Below are 17,846 nucleotides of genomic sequence, written 5' to 3' on the forward strand. Positions count from 1 at the left end.
GAGGGATTGTAAATTGTTCCTTGGATAAATATTTCTTAAGAAATTATTTTATATGGATCTACAGAATCCTGCCAGTAGCATTTGAATAGAGTAAAAATTACCCAAAAACACCAAATGTTAGGCTTCATCGGACATCGGACACCCGACATCCGGCCCAAATGAGTTGTTAAATTTGCTTACTGGGAGAATAGCGTATAATCAGGTTATTCAATCTTCCCAAAAATATTCCGGAAGTTCATCCCCGCAGTTTTCGGTGTAGTAATATATATGCTTGCCGAAATCCCTGAATTTCGGATTTTTGACAGTCAACATATTTGGGCAATCTGCGAAAAAGCCCCGAAATGACTTTTTATAACTTCCCTTTTTGACTTTGACCACAGGCAATCCGTCCTTAGATACCAGATAGGCTCGTTGCATTTCACCTGTCAGGGTGATAGCGCCTTTTCTCAGTGGCGTAGTTTTTCGGGAATTTACCGAGTGGTAAACCTGAATCCTTTCATCAAAATGAGGGTTCAATAATTGTAACAACAGTTCTTTTCCACCTTTCATTGTTGCATTTCTGAAAACCACATAATCATTGAGCTTGACCGCACTTCTTTCAGTTTTGAACATTGCCTTGATGGAAGAAGCACTCTCATTCAAGTACTGCATTTTCACCAGGCCATTGGAGAAAATCCCAAATTCTTCAATTTGAGGTGACTTGTATTCATGCTTGTTTCCATTGTCATCCCTAATGGCAACTTTATTGACCCCTCTTCCGCTGACGGTGTAAATTATTTTGCCGTTAATCCGTTGTCCGTCTTTGAGATTGAGATACGCATCTTGGGACATTGGCATTTCTTCGAGGGCCGGCAACAAGGATTGAGAATAAGATTGCGCAGCAAAAAGGAAGGATAGAAACAAGGTGGATAGCACTAATTTTTTCATACGATTATAATTTGTTTTTGAGAGGCCACATGTAATCTCGCATGTTTCCCTGATAGCTATCGGGGCATCTTGGTGTTTTACCAAGTACGGGACCATGCTCGAGTTCCTGTTGTCGAATTTTAGGAAAGATGGAATATGCTTGGTTGAGGTTGCATGCTAAGGTGGAAAAAGTTTGAGCATCACATATTGGTGTGATTTTGAGATATAACCTGTAACATTCAATTCAAAAAGCCAGTCCTGATCTCGTGCAATACAACTTGCCCATTTACATTGAACGAAAGGCAGAAATTGATCCTGGTTTGTAAGGAATCAAATTGAAATTCTATTTCAAGATTCAATTTGGGTTTGTTTTAAAATGAATCTTATACTCTTCAAAAATTTATGAAAAAGTCGATCTTAATTGTTTTGGCCTCAAGTATCCTTATTTCATCCTGTAGGCTCAATGATTCACCGGAAACTATTGAAATGATTGGAATTTCAGAAAAAGAAATTATCACCAATCAATTAGCTGTCACCATCAATTTTATTGGTGATGCAAATCAGTTACAGGATTTTAAAGAACTGATCGAACATGGAAAACTTTCTGAATTTGCGCCGAAACTCCAGTATCAAAATGTTCATCAGGAAGAAGGTGGGGAGAGCAAGGGTAAAAAATTAATTTATTCGATCGCCTATGGTATAATCCTAAAAAAAGGAAAGGACATTAGCGAGCTAGCAGAAATTGTCGAAAAGCAAAAAATCCCGGGTTTTATCAATTCTAGCGGAACTTATATAGATTTGGCTCAAATTGAGACCCTTCAAACCGAGCTTTTTGAAGCTGCACTGAAAAATGCCAAGAACAAAATAAAAATTTATGCAGACGGATTAGGAAAGGAATTTAAGGTTGTTGAAGTATCAGAATTGGATGATATGGGTTCCTACATCAATTCACTGGAAGGAATTATTTACAATAACAGATTGGGCAAAAAGGTCAAAGTTAAGGCGACTTTGAGGTAAATTATGCTGGTTAAAATAGTTATGATGGAGTGAATGCCATTCAACTTTATACTTTCCAATCATCTGTAATAGCTATGCTTATCCCCAACTAGACTAACTCTTATTATGAAAATCTCGCTTTAACTAGTTAGCATGTCAGGGAAATCGCTTTTACCACTTTCGATAAAAATGATGTCACCCCTTTGGGGTTATCTTACCTGATAAACACGTCTATAGCTATAATCTTTTCATCCCTTCGGGATTTGAAAGCCAGTATGACTGAAATTATTATAGAATAGATAGGGCATGCATGTAATAAAACCCCAAAGGGGTGACATAGATTTTAAAAGCGATTTCCCTGGTTAGCATGTTTGCTGTTTTTGTATTCTCCAGCTAATACAATAAGCCCCTTCGGGATTTTCAAAAACCTGTAAAGTCAGAAATACAGGCTGATCCTACTTTAGACAATCCTATCCCTAAAGGCCTTGGCCACTGCCTCAGACTTTGAATTCACGTGCAGTTTCTCATAGATCTTTTTGATGTGGCTTCGTACAGTGTCCATTGCAATGAATATTTCCGAGGCAATCATTTTATAAGAATATCCTTTGACTAATAGTTGCAAAACCTGCTTTTCCCGCTCGGTTAGGTTATAATCATTATCAGCCGGAATGTTAATGAGCGAAAACATCTTCAAAACCTGGGCAGCTACCGAGGCAGTCATGGGAGCGCCACCTGTAGCCGCTTCCTGTATGTATTCCAGTAATTTGGCTGGAGGAGTTTTCTTTAAAATGTACCCATTTGCACCATTCTGAAGTGCTTCAAAAATATTTTTATGGTCATCAAAAACGGTCAGCATCAAGATGCTGATTTCGGTATTGATCTGCCTGACAATTTTGAGTCCTTCGATCCCGTTGACCACCGGCATGTCAATGTCCATCAGAATCACATCAGGTTTGTACGAACCCACTTCAAAAGCGATGTTGGAGCAGTTTTTAAAAGCTCCTAACACTTGGAAACCATCACTCCCATCAATCAACATAGTCAAGCCTTCTCTCAACTGTGGATTATCCTCGTATATCAAAAGTTTAATCATTTTTGAAATTTTTATTTCAAATATAAATGTGTCACAAAAGCGCCTCAATCACATATTAGAGTGGTTTTATTGGAATCAATTAAGTTAGAATTAAGTCGAAAGACTTTGAACTCCGATTTCCAAATGACCTCTCCTCTGCTGCCAATAATTCCTTTCTAAATTTATACCCTGATTTCCAAAACCACGGCCGTCCCCTCCCCTTTTTCGGAGGTGATGCTCAATTCACCCCCCAGACTTTCTGCTCTTTTTTTCATGTTGCTTAGTCCATTACCTGAATCAGCCTGCTCCATGTCAAAGCCTTGTCCATAATCTCTAACCCGCATTTGCAGCATGCCTTTCCTCAAAGAGAAGTGGATAAAAGCACGGCTGCATTTTGAGTACTTCACCATGTTGTTTACAGATTCCTTAAACACCAAAAATAAGTCACGCCTGGCATCCATCGGGAGTTTGATTTTGTAGATATCTTCATCCACATCAAATCTGAAATCAATGTCCTTAGCTTCCATGGCATTGGTGGCAAATTCCCGCATCCTGGCAATTACCTTTTCCATGCTGTCATTTTGAGGCTTGATATTCCATACGATATCATCCATTGCCTCCATCATTCGCTGGCTGTTGTCCGAGATTTTGGAAATATACTCACTGGTTTTGACAGGATCGGTATTTAGCTTAGTCTTGGCCATGGCACTCAGGATATTGATCGTACTCAAAGTAGACCCCATATCATCATGGAGGTCTCTTGCTACTCTGTTTCTGATTTGAACGACGGCCATGATTCTATTCAAATTCAATTTGTAGATCAGAACTACAGTGGCAATGACCAAAATTGCCAACAGTGTTCTAAACCACCATGCCTCGTAATAAGGAGGGGTTATTCTAAAAACAAATGAGCCGATTGGTGAGGAAATGCCTTCTTCATTTTCACTCCTGTATTCTAGTGTATAGCGTCCCGGAGGCAATAAAGAATAAACAGCCATACTGTTTTGGCCACCGGATCTCCATTCCTGATCTATATCTGATAGGCGATAAAAGTATTTGAGTTTATCCTGATTGGCATAACTGAGGGAACTGAAGAAAAAGGTAAAGGCATTTTGATCATGCCGAAAGGTCCGTTTGGCATCAGTATTCAAAGAATCCACAAACAAAAAGTTATCAAACAGTTTGATACTGGTCAAGGATGGCCGGTCCGGTTTAATAGAACTGTTGAACTGACTGGGGTTAAACGAAACCAAGGAACTGTATCCTGTGAAAATCAGCTTACCATCTTGGGTCACCAAGCCTCCATATCCATCCAATTCCAACAAACCAAGGCCGTCTTTTTGACCATAGGGTGTGAATGAATTTTGATAGTAATTATACCTACAGATTCCACTTGGGGTATAAATCCATAAGAATCCGTCCTTGTCAACCAGCATTTTGAGAATCTCATTGCTGATCATCCCGTCTGAATAGGAAAGGATTCTGTTTTCGCCACTCTTATCGTTATAGGCATTCAAAAGGTAATGGCCAAAGAAAAAAATGCTGTCATTCAGCTGGGTGATTCTTTCCTGTTTGTTGGAGGAAAGGATGCTGTCATTTAGATGCTTGAGGACTTCACCTGTATCGGCATCCAGGCAAAATACTCCGCTATTGCTAGTACAAACCCATACCCTATTTTGATTGTCTACTAAGTGATCAACAGCAAAGCCCTTAAATTCCCGTATCAGCTGGAAAGAGGCATTTTCAATGGGCTGATCGGCTTGGTAACGAATCAAATCTCCACGTTGCGTGGTAAACCAGATATTTCCTTTTACATCCTGGGAAATGCTCCTAATAGTTGAGTTTTTAAATATTGGGAAATTGTACAATTTTGTCTCCTGGTTGTCAGGATTGATGATATGAATCCAGCCTAATTGAGCACCCACCCATACCTTTTTACTCCTTCTTTCCTGCAGTAAAGTCCATGCTTGCTGTGTCTCCGACTTTTCTTTTATTTTTTCCTGAATTTTTCGAGAAGACAACTCTTTGAACTTATTATCCAAAACCACTATTCCCCTTCCCCAGCTTGCTACCCAGAATTGGGGTTCCTTATTGGTTTGGATTTCCTCAATATCCAAAAACGTATGTTTTGGATCTCCATCTGGATAGAAGCCATAGGTGATATCGGGAAAATTATCGGCATAATGGTAAATCCCCTCATCGGATGCCAACCATATTCCCCCTTCCCTATCCTCGTACATCTGATAGATTTCACTGTATTTCAAGAATTTATCCCTCAGAAAATCAAAGGATTCATGAATAATTGATTTGGACACGTAGAGACTGTTGACTCCATAGAACCAAAGTTCTCCCGAATTGGTCTCAAAGGCATTATTCACCTCCCGGTATTCCGGAGATTGGTTTTTCAGATCTCCGGCAGACTGGATGTATTGTTTTGTTTTTTCGCTGTAGGATATGAAATTTTGATCTTTATCCCAATAAACCATCCAATGGTTCCTTTCACTGTCAATAAAATACATTGTGGCCTGTTTAATCGTAGTATTATTCAGGTTGGGGAGATTCAGTGGCTTATTGTCAGCATGGTATATCTCCTTGGTTTTGGGATCAAACACGGCTACTCCTTCTTCGCAGCCAATCCAGTAAAATCCTGTCTTTGTGTCTTCAAATATGGAATTGGAACGATATCCATCAGGCAATTTGATCGGAGAATTTTCTTCTGTAAACACCCCTTTTACCTTATCGTAATAGAGGATTTTCTTCCTGACAAAAACGATGAATACATTCCCTTTGCTATCAATCCATAATCTTTCCCCAAGTGACCCATCCTGGGGCTTTTCAAATGGGATTTTTTTAAAACTCAGATCCGCAGGATTGAATATACCATAGTCATTTCCATACCTGATCCACATATTCCCTTCCCTATCCTCCATGATTTGGTGGACTGGGTTGGCGGGTAAATGATTGGGTTTACGAATCTCGAAATAGAGAAAAAATTTACCGTCAAATCGTTGAAGACCGTTGCTGCTCCCGATCCAGATGTACCCTTTTTTGTCTTGCCAAATGGAATAGACATTGTTGGATGCAAGCCCGTCCTGAACCGTCAATCGGTTAAAGTATCGCTGAGCATTGGCCTCCAAAGTAAAAGCCAGCCAAAAAACACAAAAGCAAGTAACTGTCGACTTCATGTATGTGGCTAAAAGTACAAACTGGAGCCCATATTTTTCTCATAAAGCACGTCGAATCACATGTTTATGTGGTTTTTGGCTGGAATCTTGATTCGGGAAAATTTTTGACCCCGATCAGATTGATTTAAGCAGTAATTCTATTTAAACGTTTCCCTCAACTTAATAATAATGGAATTGGGTCGTCTCTACTCCGCTCGGACCTGTTGTTATCCTTTTCTTTACTTGGTTATTGCCGTCAAACTGATACTCAAATTGGTAGGTAAAGGTGGTTCCGTGCTCCTCCACAATCATCCTTTGAGGAAGATAATGTTGGATCGGTAAACCCGGAATATCCTGATAATATGGTAGTGGATTTGATTTTTGAATGTAATCCTCATAAGTGACCTTTTTGATTACCCTGTAACTGACCGGGGCTTCAAATGCATAAGTAGTGATGGTATGTACGCTTCCACTGCTGAAATAGCTAAATACAGTAGTGGATGTCAATTGGTCACTTCCACCCGGAATCCTTCGAAACGACTCAATACCTGTTAGGTAATTGTTGCCATCAAAACTATACACATCATACTCTGTGAAGTCATTGGAATTGGATTTTTCACTCCGTCTCAATTTCCCTCCCTCGTAGAAAAAGATTTGCTGAGACTGGTCTGGAACTGTATTGATCCGGACAATATTGCCCAAGTCATTATAGAGGTACTGGTATTGGCCTGCAAGAGCAAGATTCAGGTTGGATTGCCAAGCCACACGATTGATTTTTCCCAGATGAGAATATTCAAATTCCTGTCGGTAAGAACCCATACCGGTGGTCTCGAAATACTTCAACTTTCCCGACAATTCATTGTCGATGATGCTGAGATCCATAAACTTATTACTGCCTTTTACCAAGTCCCCCACGACATTTACAAGTTCAATTCTAAATTCCGCTGTACCGTTGTACAAATGATCATCTACCGGGATCACTTTGAAAGAAAGCTCTGTGGTGCCTTTGGATACGGGAAGTCTCAATTTGAAATTTGCATCAAAAGCAGGTTGAGTAACAAATCTGGAATTGGATTTACCTCCCAACAACTGCAAGTCAACTGCCCCATCACCTGAGGCAGGTACACTTAGGGAAAGCTTGATCTCCAAGCCTTGTGTTGCATTTTCAGGAATACTGGCAGACGGAATACTGAAAGCTACTGAAGCGGTCTTCTCTACCGGCAAGATTTCTCTTTTATCCTCACAGGAAAATAAAAGCAGGGAAAATACAAGTGCGTTTAAGATTAAAATTTTTCTAGCCATCGGATTAAACAGTTTTTGATTTTAACCCATGATGGATCGGGATAAAAAATGGTTGCATGGCTAGCAGTTTATTTCTGCAATTCAATTACCGAGTAGCAAGCGGGAAGGTCCAGGAATTGAAAAAACAGCTTCATGCAACCAATGGAGGAAAAAATCCATCAGTTTTAAATTAAACCCGCATTATGCATTAGCAATTCTATTGCGGGCATTAATTGCTTCAAAATCAGTCACTACGTTGCTGCTTTCGACTTCACCATAGCGGTGCTATGCCTCAGCCTCCAAACAGCCTGATTTTATTGCAATTACCGCCCTCATAACGAAACCTAATGCAAAATCCGGGTTAAACTGGTGAAACAAATGAAAACTCATAGAAAAGAATTCTCCATTACCACCTCGAGGAAATCTATTTTGGCCGGGAAAAAACAATGGATCCTATCCATGCTATTCTTTTGTATTTTCTCTAATTCCTCCTTTTCACAAGGGCTAGAGAAATGTGCTTGCTTAAGTGAATTTCAATTTCTCCAAGGTTATATAGAAACGAACTTTGCTGCATTCAATGACAATGTGAATGAGGCTAACAGAGGAGATTATGAATCATTTGTGCAGAAAATAAAATCTGAGATCTCTGATGATTCCATAGACGACCATTGTCTGATTTACCTCCAACGATATCTGAATTTTTTCAAAGACAATCATACCCAAATCAATGACCCCGGCTATATTTTCGATGAATCCGATGAAGCTGCTTTTCAGGAGTTTTTGAGGTCTCCCCATTTTCAAAAAAGAGAACGGGTCGATTTGGATCTCGCAGCTCTGGAAAAATCTCTTGCTACAGCAACTTCCAATGAAATTGAAGGAATTTATCAAAGCTCTGATGGTTCGTACAAAGTGGCCTTGGTCAAAAACCAAAATGCCTTCAGAGATTATTACGGTATTATCCTGGATTCCAAATCCAAACTGTGGCAACCCGGTCAGGTGAAGTTTGAATTAAAGCAGACAGGAGAAAACAGTTTTAAGGGTTTTTACTACTATAAGTACTATGGCCTAAATACTGAAGCAGTAATTTATGATGGAAGAAAGCTCGGTTCTTGGGTAAAGAAGGGCCTGGAAAGTACCCAAAATGAAGCTCAAACAGCCATAAATAATCAAGCCAAAGGCCCTTTTGACTTTAAAAAAATTAAGGAGGATGTAGGATATCTCTCTATCAAAACTTTTGAAGGCTATTTAAAATCAATGTTTGATTCAGTTCTCCTGGCCCATCAGGAAGACATCCTGAGTCTTCCCAAATTGATCATTGATGTCCGGGGTAATGGGGGCGGAAGTGATGCTTTGCTAAGTGGTTTGATGCCATTGATGTATACTGACACCATCTATACTGAGCTTCCCCAACTTTATGTAACCGAGGATAATTATCGGATTTACAAGGAATTTCTACAGGAAATGCAAGCTGATTCTTTGAGCTATGGTTTAGAGACAATTACAAATTTTGGTAAGCTGGTGCAAAAATTTGAGAACTCTCCCAGCAGAGTCTTTGTGCCAATGTTCGACTCCATTGATGACTTGGGACATGAAAGGAGAGTAAACTTAGGAGCTAAAAGCTATACGTTTACCAACCTCCTTGGCGAAGATAAAAATTACATGAAAACATTTACCGACACGGAAAAATTACCGGGTCTTCCACAAAAAATCGTGCTTCTGATAGACAGAGGTTGTGCCAGTACCTGCGAGAATCTAATTTTACTCGCCAACCAAAACAGCAAAGTGATTACACTCGGTCAGAATTCCGGTGGGTACAAGGGTTATGGAAATGTTTTTCCTGTAATAACCCCAATGGGATACCGGCTGAATATGAGCACCACTAGATATGAAGATGCCAGAAAATATGAATTTGTGGGAATTCCACCCCAGATCTATATCGAGGACAATGAAGACTGGATCAGAAGAGCCATGGAATTACTGGATGGAAAAGAAGATTAATTACAAACGAGACTGCGGTATCGGAATAATTAGTTGACTCAATAAACTATCCTTACTATGAATGCAGACCGAAAATTGATTATCTACATTTCCTGCAGCTTGGATGGCTATATAGCCAAGCCTCAGGATGACCTCAGCTTTCTTTCTCTGGTCGAGAAAGATGGAGAAGACTACGGCTACAGCGATTTTATACAAACAGTAGACACAGTGATCATGGGTAGAAGAACCTATGATTGGGTTATGAATCAAGTGTCTGAATTTCCCCATGCTGACAAGGACGCCTATATCATCACCCGAACAGAAAATCCGGTTAAAGGCAAAACCAAATTTTATAATGGGTCCCTAAAAGCCCTTGTCCAACAATTGAAAAGTCAGCCCGGAAAATCCATATTTTGTGATGGCGGTGGACAAATCGTCAATGAACTACTAAAAGACAAACTGGTTGATGAACTCATTATTTCTATAATTCCAATTTTATTAGGGAACGGTATCCCACTTTTTCAAAATGGAAGACCAGAGCAACTGTTACCCATTGCATCTTGCGGGAATTATGATTCTGGACTGGTAAAAGTGCATTACAGATTGGTAAAAGAGATTTGATAAAGTGCATGCCTACATAGGTACTTATTTGTCCGATATCGAGCAAAATTGTTCGGGAAATAGAGGATATAAAACTTCAAAACCGCCAAATTGAATGAATTAAGGCATTTTTGATGGCACAGGATTAGGAGAGAAATTGCAGAACCAAACTTAATGAGATCTAGAAATTAGCTCTGTATCTAACCAAGCGTAAAATCAAAGTAGCAATAAGATTAATTACGCTATAGGATACAGAAACTCATTCACCTCATCACTTTTAACCAATTCATACTGCAATGCTGAAAAATTATTTCAAAATCGCCTTTAGAAATCTGCAAAAGCGGAAAGCTTTTTCAATTATCAATATCCTTAGTCTGGCCTTGGGCTTGACTGGAGGGATTTTTATGTTGGTCTATTCCTTGGATGAATTTTCATTCGACAAGTTTCATGAACGGGCAGACCGAATTTACCGGGTCAATACAGTTTTTGTAGATCTGAAATCTGGTTCGGAAGCTTACAATAACGATAATGGCTGGCCTGTAGGTCAGGTGCTGGAAGCTGAATTTCCGGAAGTTGAGAAAGTGGTCTATACCATTGGTTGGCCAAGAATGGACGTGACCTCTGACAATGAAAACTTTACTCCCAGAATGCTTTACACCAGTAAGGAATTTTTTGAGGTATTTTCCTTTGAGACTGCCAAGGGTGATGTGAGTTCTGCTTTGGAAAAACCCTATTTCGCAGTAATCACTGAGGAATTTGAGGCTAAACTTTTTAAAGGTGAAGATGGGTTAAATAAAGAGTTTTTCATGGGTGACAGCATCCCTGTCACCGTGGGTGCTGTAGTTAAAAATGTACCACAGAATTCACATATACAGTTTGACCTTTTACTCTCTCAAGCCACTTTTAATGTCATGACTGGAGTAACAGATTACTCCGAAAAAGGATGGAGTAATATTAATATGGGCAACTACCTCCTACTCAGAGAGGGGGTGGATCAGGAAGCTTTCAAGAAAAAAGCGAAAACCCTCTACATGGATAAAGTAGGAGATATGATGCGTTCTTGGGGTTCTGAGGCCTTCTTGTTTTTTGAACCCATGGAGGACATTTACTTGAAATCACAAGCCGGAAACAGATTTGGGCCGATAGGTAGCATAGACAGAGTATATATGGTGTTAGGCGTTTGTCTGTTCACCATCCTGATAGCCTGTATCAATTTCGTCAACCTGTCCACTGCTCGTTCCGTCGACCGCTTCAAAGAGGTAGGACTGAGAAAGGTAGTTGGGTCATCCCGAATGGCACTGATCACGCAGTTTATGACGGAAGCTTTTGTACTGACAGTGATCGGATTGGTGATTGCTATCCTGCTGTCAAATACCATGATGGCGGTATTCAATGACTTAGTCAATAAAACTTACACCTTGGAAAGCCTGCTAAAGCCTGAAATCCTGATTGGCATCACGGCTTTACTTTTGATTATCAGCTTATTGGCGGGGTATTATCCGTCCATGCACCTATCATCCCTCCAGCCGGTAAAGATTCTTAAGGGTAAATTTAATCCCGGCAGTACCGGAATCAATTTAAGAAAAGGGCTCGTGGTGTTTCAGTTTTTTATCTCAGTTTCACTGGCACTGGGGACGCTCGTTGTACTTAATCAGTTGGACTTTATGCAGCAAAAAGAGCTGGGGTTTGCCAAGGATGAAATTTTGGTGATCAATGCTTCACGGCTTTCCAAAAATCGAATTGAAAGCCTCAAAAATGAACTGAACGGTATTTCAGGCATTCTGGATGTCACATATTCCAACGGGATTCCCGGAAGACCTGGATGGGTGGGACAGATTGCCTATCCTGAAGGAAGAGAGGCGGAAAACCCGGTGTCTGTCGAATTTCTGTCCGTTGATGAAGACTACCTGAGTACCTTAAAATTAAACTTGGTGGCGGGAAGGTTTTTCGATCCTGAGCGGGAAACAGACCGAACAGAGGGCCTGGTATTAAACGAAAGGGCTGTCAAACAATTTGGATGGGACAGTCCCGAAGAAGCTTTGGGTCAGCGTATCGTTTCCCCTTCCACCACCCCCCAGGGAACTGTAATCGGTGTCGTCAGGGACTACCACCAGTTAGGCTTACAGCGATCCATTCATGGCATTGCTATGGATTGGGCACCTGATTACTCCTATTGGTTGTCACTGCGCTTTGAACCGGGACAAACCTCCTCCATTCTGGAAGCGCTAAACCAAAAATGGAAGACTGACTTTTTCGAAACGGACTTCAAATACTTTTTCCTCAATGAAGACTTTGAAAGACTTTACCAGGCAGAATTGCGCATGTCAAAAATGTTCAGGCTGTTTGCGGGACTTACACTTCTGATTTCGCTGATTGGATTGCTGGGCTTGGTTTCTTTCATGATAGAATCTCGGGCAAAGGAAATGAGCATCAGAAAAGTCTTAGGAGCAAATGTGACTCAAATAGTCTACACCCTATCCAAAGAATTTATGCTTCTGGTAGTCATTGCTTCAGTTTTGGCAATACCTGTGGCTTGGTATTTTGGCAAAGAATGGCTCCAAAACTTTGCCTACAGGGCACCCATGGGGTTGGGGAATTTCTTTTCGGTTATCCTGCTAGCCTTGTTGGTTACCCTTACAGTGGTTGGTCTCCAGGCCCTGCGAGCAGCATTCGGGAATACTGTGAATGGCTTGAGGAGCGAGTAGTATGGCTACAACCGTCCTATAATTCTGCATGATTTGCAATCATGAAAGCCAGTTAGGGGGGATTTGTAATCCCCCCTTTCTCAACTATAAAACAGATTGAAAACCCTAAAACTCCTCTTCGAAATTGAAAATTCTGAGGAAGGTAGTGCTGAAAAGCAGGATCTTTAGAAGTATGATTATCCTAAGAATCTACCTATTGTTGTTCTGCTTGAAAATTTGTTATCCCGGACAAGCTGCTCCGATTCTTTTCCACTCACTTTTTTATTGAATTTTCAAAGGTTACATCATCCGACTAGCATCTGACTGCCACCTAGAGGCCTGTTTGAATTTGATAAATGACTCATAATTCGCCCACAGGATATGACGTCAACCACACTTGATTGTAAGAAAATATTACCTGAGCATTTGGCCTAACAATGCTATTTTCGTTCCACAAAACAATCACCCCAAATTTCCGATTTAAACCCAATGACTGACCTTCAAATCGCCACTTGCGTAAAACCGCTCCATATTAAAGAAATAGGCTCCAAACTGAATATTGCCGAAGATGACCTTGAGTATTATGGAAAGTACAAAGCTAAACTTCCTTCCCATTTAATTGATGAATCCCGGATTGACCAAAGTAGTCTGATATTGGTCACCGCCATTTCACCGACTCCCGCAGGGGAAGGAAAAACCACTACCACGATTGGCTTGGTAGATGCAATGAATAAAATCGGGAAAAAGACCACAGCTGTATTGCGTGAACCAAGTCTCGGACCAGTGTTTGGAATGAAAGGAGGAGCAGCGGGCGGAGGTTGGAGTCAGGTCATACCGATGGAGGATATCAACCTCCATTTTACCGGGGATTTCCATGCAATCGAAAAGGCAAACAACCTGCTTTCGGCACTAATTGACAATAACATTCAAAGTAAAAAGAGAAGTCTGAATATCGATCCACGTAAGGTCCTCTGGAAGCGTGCGATGGATATGAATGACCGGGCACTGCGCAATATTATCACTGGCTTGGGCGGTAATTCGGGGGGAATACTCCGAGAAACCGGATTCAACATCACAGCCGCAAGTGAAGTGATGGCGATCCTCTGCATGAGCAAAAGTCTGGATGATCTCAAAGCCAGATTCGGGAGGATCTATTTGGGAGATAAATTCGACGGCAGTCCTGTTTTTGCACATGACTTGCATGCAGAAGGAGCGATGGCAACTTTGATGAAAGAAGCAATCAAACCCAACCTCGTTCAAACACTGGAGAATAATCCTGCCATCCTACACGGTGGACCATTTGCAAATATCGCTCAGGGCACCAATTCGATCCTCGCGACCAAAACCGGGATGAGTTTAAGTGATTTTGTGGTAACAGAAGCAGGATTTGGCTCAGACCTCGGAGCAGAGAAATTTTTCAACATCAAGTGCCGGGAAGCAGGAATCTCTCCGAAAGTGGTGGTATTGGTAGCTACGATCCGTGCGCTCAAATACCATGGGGGAAAACCCTTGGCGGAATTGACCGAGGAGGATGTTGCGACTTTGGAAAAAGGCTTTGCAAACCTTGAAAGACATATCGAAAGTTTGAAGAGTTTTGGCTTGCCGGTAATCGTCTCCATCAATGCATTCACCACCGATACTGAAGCTGAGCTGGAGAGCTTGCTCAATCACTGCAAACACTTGGGGGTGCGGGCAGCCTTGAGCTTCGGTTGGGCCAAAGGTGGGGAAGGTTGTATAGACTTAGCACACTTGGTCGCGGAAGCTGCTGAAGAAACTCTGGCAGAATTTAATCCAACTTATGAATTGTCTGATCCGATTCTTATCAAACTCGAAAAAGTATGCCGGACGATTTATGGCGCCAGGAATATTATTTTGACCAATCCTGCCAAAGCACAACTCAACCGTTTTGAGGAATTAGGCTATGGAAATCTGCCGATTTGCATTGCTAAAACGCAGAAAAGTCTCAGTGATGATGAGAAGAAAATCGGGCGACCGGAAAATTTTGATATCAAAATTCGGGAGTTTGAAATTGCAGCCGGTGCTGGATTCATCATTCCGATCGCAGGAGATATGTTGCGCATGCCTGGACTGCCCGGAACTCCCTCGTCCGAAAATGTCGACATCGATTCAGAAGGGAATATTTCCGGTCTTTTTTGATACTCGAAAACTAGGCAAACACCTTAGGAATTTAAAATACAATATTCCTTATGATTAAGTCGGATTGAAAATCCTATAACAGATTCTCGGGATTTGGAATCCCGAGGTTCGCCGTTCTTCAGGATTTGCAATCCTGAAGCACTGTTTGGGGATTTGTAATCCCCTTGTTAGTAGACGGATTTGAAATCCTATAACACTACCTCGGAATTGCAAATTCCGAGGAACGTCCCGAGCAACACAAATGAAAATTATAAGAAATTATCCAAATTGGCTTAATTCTAATCTGCCTTTTCGTGTCCCAAATAAGTCACCCGCACTGCTATAGAGGAATTCTTCCTCTTTCTCCACAATATTAGCCCTGACAGGATTCAAATGAATGTAATTTAATTTTTGCTCGAAAAATTCAAGACTATAAATTTCTTCTCCATGATATCCTTCTTCCCAAAACCAAATTTTTTCTTCAAAAGTCAATAGCATCTTTAGCCAATGCTTTCTGCTTTCAAGAGGATTATCACAGATTGCCTTGAATATTATTTTGGCAGTATACTTTTTAAAGTCCCTGATGATGTCACTTAAGTTTTCATTTTTAGCCCTTAGAATGAGATGGGAATGGTTACTCATAATAACCCAAGCAAATATTTCCAATCCCTTCTTTTCTTGACAATACCTCAAACTGTCAATAAATAGATCAGAATAAGTCGATCTTGTAAAAACATCAACCCATCTTCTTACGGTAAATGTTACAAAGTGAACAGCTCCTTGATCTTTGATTGAATATTCAAAAGCCATGATGAAAAAGATTGAGTTAAAAATCAATTTAAATTAATGAAAAAACGGATTACAAATCCTATGAAAAGGCCTCGGAATTGCAAATTCCGAGGAACGCGTATAATCGGATTGAAAATCCTAAAACTTCACCTCGGGATTGCAAATCCCGAGGAACCCGCCGAGGAACATTACTTCTCCAACCCCTTCACCTTCTCTAAAAACAATCCCTCCACATAAAACTGCCAATCAGAAAACTTCAGTGCCTGATTGGCTAAGTGTACATGGTGGTCCTGATCCAAAATGTAGTCGACAGGTTTATTGAGCTGTCGGGTTTTGCCATAAACTTCTTCCACTTTGGATTGGATAGAAGCCCACTCCTCCTCCATTCCCGCGAGTTTGGCCTGAGCTTGAGTTCGCTTCTCTCCACTTGGCTCGTCATATTCAGCGAGTGTCAAGATCGCCCGATTGGAAAACTGAATTACCTGGGCCACCTGCTCATATACTTCAAGTTGATACGTATTGCGAAGGGCGGATTCTTTTGCTGATTGAATTTGCCGTAAAACTTCATCGACCTGAAGCCTGCTTGCCTCAGCTTTGGTAATTTTGTCTTGGTGTTTTTGGCTCCAAGCCCCCGCAGAATCCAAATTTGGAAAGGGAATTACTGCCTGATCAATTGGATTTTCCAGTTTTCGGAGTCGATTTCGATCTTTTTTGATATCCAACAGCAGATTTTTCCAATCCGCCACAGGTCCTTCCAGTGAATTGATAAATTCATATTCTGCAGATGCCAATGCAGGCCCATACGCTCTTTGACGATAAGCCTGATGGAGTTCATCGCTAGATCTTTTTTCCCCTGCCCAGGTGTATTCAGCAAAAATGGAAATCCCTCGCTGATACAACTCGAAATGTGGAGAATCATCATCCCAAAGCGTTAGTAACAAGCCATCAGCCTTATTCCGAATAGAGATCAAAGCAAAATCCCGAATGTTGTTGGTGTTACTTTGGTCCAGTGGCATGAGATTCCAGCGCGTTTGTCCTGCAGTGGCACCCATGACATTAAACCCATTATCTGAAAACCATTTGATCGCCCTTATATTTCCCGGAGATTCCGGCATGTCATAGTTCCAGCGCATGTACACACAGTTTTTAGGAAAAATGTCAATGTATTTATTCAAGTTGGGCTCATTAACAGCCCAAATGCTATCTACTTGCACAGCCGTTAGTTTACTATTGTAAATGGACCGATATACGCCGGCATTTTGTAAAGGCATATCATCCCAGAAGATTGGAGTCAGACCTTTTTGCGAAGCATATTCGCTTACCCGATTAAGCCAGATCAATTGGAGTTCCAAGGGGGAATTCCCGGAGTTTCTTCCTGTGGTATGTACTTCATCTCCTCCTACATGCAGGTAATTGGCATAGGGAAATGCCCTCAGTGCATCTTCATAGAGGTCGAATTGAACCTTGTACGTTTCTTCATTCAGGGGATTAAAAGCCCAATCGCTTTTCGGATCATCACGCAAAGGTTCGTACTCCTTGTGTTTTAGGATAAATGAAGCATGCCCCAAACCCTGCACCAAGGGACTGATCCGGATATTTCGAGCCATAGCATAATCACTGATTTCTTTCCATTCAGCGATTGTAAACCCATCGGAAGAACCCACTTTAGGCTGAAGTTCATATTTCAGCTTGTCTTCGATTTCCACAATCACCGCATTGATTTTTTGCGCAGCAAAGCGATCCATCAACTCATAGTAGTATTCCTTTTTCTCCAAATGATGTTTCACATCGAGATGAACCGCACGGTAAGCTAATGCGGGTTCGTCTGAGATAGTACATAAGGGAAGCGGGACATTTTGATCTTTTGCATCTTCCAGCAACTGACCCAAAGTCATCAGTCCATACCAAAGTCCGGCGTCATTTGAGGACTTGATTTCCACTTTTCGATCAGTAATCTCCAGTACATATCCTTCAGATTTGACTTCAAGTTCAGGTTCTAGAGCAAAAGAGATCTGGTCATTTTGAAAATCGGAAAGCGATTTTCCAGAGGTAAAATGATCTTTTGCGACCAGAAAAACCGACTCAAGGTCTGAACTGGCCAGTTTTGATTTTCCGGTGATTTCAAAAGAAGATGGGCTTGGTAATACGACAAAGTGGGCATCTGATTTTTCTTTTGGTCCACAAGACCAGAATAAAAAAATCAAAAAGAGGATAGAGAGAAAATTGCGCATAGGTTGGGGT

11 protein-coding genes are annotated in these 17,846 nt (G+C 41.0%); 5 read left to right on the forward strand and 6 right to left on the reverse strand.

Going from position 1 to position 17,846, the window contains the following annotated elements; all coding sequences use genetic code 11:
* Nucleotides 1–207 precede the first annotated feature (207 nt).
* Nucleotides 208–927, reverse strand: a complete 720-nt coding sequence (locus Q8M62_RS10740; protein ID WP_304902354.1) for a hypothetical protein — start codon at nt 925–927, stop codon at nt 208–210.
* A gap of 381 nt (nt 928–1,308) precedes the next feature.
* Here Q8M62_RS10740 and Q8M62_RS10745 point away from each other — a divergent pair, with 381 nt between their 5' ends.
* The gene (locus Q8M62_RS10745; protein WP_304902353.1) at nt 1,309–1,923 is read left to right on the forward strand and encodes an SIMPL domain-containing protein; all 615 of its coding nucleotides are present in this window, start codon (nt 1,309–1,311) and stop codon (nt 1,921–1,923) included.
* A gap of 439 nt (nt 1,924–2,362) precedes the next feature.
* Here Q8M62_RS10745 and Q8M62_RS10750 read toward each other — a convergent pair whose 3' ends face one another.
* The 3 genes from Q8M62_RS10750 to Q8M62_RS10760 all read right to left on the reverse strand — a co-directional run bounded on the left by Q8M62_RS10750 (nt 2,363) and on the right by Q8M62_RS10760 (nt 7,440).
* The gene (locus Q8M62_RS10750; RefSeq protein ID WP_304902352.1) at nt 2,363–2,995 is read right to left on the reverse strand and encodes a response regulator transcription factor; all 633 of its coding nucleotides are present in this window, start codon (nt 2,993–2,995) and stop codon (nt 2,363–2,365) included.
* A 161-nt stretch (nt 2,996–3,156) separates the two neighbouring features.
* Nucleotides 3,157–6,159: a two-component regulator propeller domain-containing protein gene (locus Q8M62_RS10755; protein WP_304902351.1), complete on the reverse strand. Its 3,003-nt coding sequence runs from the start codon at nt 6,157–6,159 to the stop codon at nt 3,157–3,159.
* Between the two features lie 159 nt (nt 6,160–6,318).
* Nucleotides 6,319–7,440: a hypothetical protein gene (locus tag Q8M62_RS10760; RefSeq protein ID WP_304902350.1), complete on the reverse strand. Its 1,122-nt coding sequence runs from the start codon at nt 7,438–7,440 to the stop codon at nt 6,319–6,321.
* 357 nt (nt 7,441–7,797) lie between these two features.
* Here Q8M62_RS10760 and Q8M62_RS10765 point away from each other — a divergent pair, with 357 nt between their 5' ends.
* The 4 genes from Q8M62_RS10765 to Q8M62_RS10780 all read left to right on the forward strand — a co-directional run bounded on the left by Q8M62_RS10765 (nt 7,798) and on the right by Q8M62_RS10780 (nt 14,837).
* Nucleotides 7,798–9,417, forward strand: a complete 1,620-nt coding sequence (locus Q8M62_RS10765; protein ID WP_304902349.1) for a S41 family peptidase — start codon at nt 7,798–7,800, stop codon at nt 9,415–9,417.
* 57 nt (nt 9,418–9,474) lie between these two features.
* Nucleotides 9,475–10,017 (forward strand): dihydrofolate reductase family protein, encoded by a 543-nt coding sequence (locus Q8M62_RS10770; protein ID WP_304902348.1) that lies wholly within the window; start codon nt 9,475–9,477, stop codon nt 10,015–10,017.
* 275 nt (nt 10,018–10,292) lie between these two features.
* Nucleotides 10,293–12,701, forward strand: coding sequence for an ABC transporter permease (locus tag Q8M62_RS10775; RefSeq protein WP_304902347.1), 2,409 nt, complete (start codon nt 10,293–10,295; stop codon nt 12,699–12,701).
* A gap of 468 nt (nt 12,702–13,169) precedes the next feature.
* Nucleotides 13,170–14,837, forward strand: a complete 1,668-nt coding sequence (locus tag Q8M62_RS10780; RefSeq protein ID WP_304902346.1) for a formate--tetrahydrofolate ligase — start codon at nt 13,170–13,172, stop codon at nt 14,835–14,837.
* A 258-nt stretch (nt 14,838–15,095) separates the two neighbouring features.
* Here the strand turns inward: Q8M62_RS10780 and Q8M62_RS10785 are convergent, their stop codons facing one another.
* On the reverse strand, nt 15,096–15,626 hold the full coding sequence (locus tag Q8M62_RS10785) for a transposase (protein WP_304902345.1): 531 nt from the start codon (nt 15,624–15,626) through the stop codon (nt 15,096–15,098).
* 167 nt (nt 15,627–15,793) lie between these two features.
* Nucleotides 15,794–17,836, reverse strand: a complete 2,043-nt coding sequence (locus Q8M62_RS10790) for a family 20 glycosylhydrolase (RefSeq protein ID WP_304902344.1) — start codon at nt 17,834–17,836, stop codon at nt 15,794–15,796.
* Between the last annotated feature and the right edge of the window lie 10 nt (nt 17,837–17,846).

It is taken from the genome of Algoriphagus sp. (genome assembly GCF_030694375.1).
In the GTDB taxonomy this organism is placed as follows: Bacteria; Bacteroidota; Bacteroidia; order Cytophagales; family Cyclobacteriaceae; genus Algoriphagus.

Excerpts from the sequence above, each read along its gene's own strand:
- Q8M62_RS10740 (WP_304902354.1), bottom strand. The coding sequence starts at position 927 with ATGAAAAAATTAGTGCTATCCACCTTGTTTCTATCCTTCCTTTTTGCT.
- Q8M62_RS10745 (WP_304902353.1), top strand. The coding sequence starts at position 1,309 with ATGAAAAAGTCGATCTTAATTGTTTTGGCCTCAAGTATCCTTATTTCA.
- Q8M62_RS10750 (WP_304902352.1), bottom strand. The coding sequence starts at position 2,995 with ATGATTAAACTTTTGATATACGAGGATAATCCACAGTTGAGAGAAGGC.
- Q8M62_RS10755 (WP_304902351.1), bottom strand. The coding sequence starts at position 6,159 with ATGAAGTCGACAGTTACTTGCTTTTGTGTTTTTTGGCTGGCTTTTACT.
- Q8M62_RS10760 (WP_304902350.1), bottom strand. The coding sequence starts at position 7,440 with ATGGCTAGAAAAATTTTAATCTTAAACGCACTTGTATTTTCCCTGCTT.
- Q8M62_RS10765 (WP_304902349.1), top strand. The coding sequence starts at position 7,798 with ATGAAAACTCATAGAAAAGAATTCTCCATTACCACCTCGAGGAAATCT.
- Q8M62_RS10770 (WP_304902348.1), top strand. The coding sequence starts at position 9,475 with ATGAATGCAGACCGAAAATTGATTATCTACATTTCCTGCAGCTTGGAT.
- Q8M62_RS10775 (WP_304902347.1), top strand. The coding sequence starts at position 10,293 with ATGCTGAAAAATTATTTCAAAATCGCCTTTAGAAATCTGCAAAAGCGG.
- Q8M62_RS10780 (WP_304902346.1), top strand. The coding sequence starts at position 13,170 with ATGACTGACCTTCAAATCGCCACTTGCGTAAAACCGCTCCATATTAAA.
- Q8M62_RS10785 (WP_304902345.1), bottom strand. The coding sequence starts at position 15,626 with ATGGCTTTTGAATATTCAATCAAAGATCAAGGAGCTGTTCACTTTGTA.
- Q8M62_RS10790 (WP_304902344.1), bottom strand. The coding sequence starts at position 17,836 with ATGCGCAATTTTCTCTCTATCCTCTTTTTGATTTTTTTATTCTGGTCT.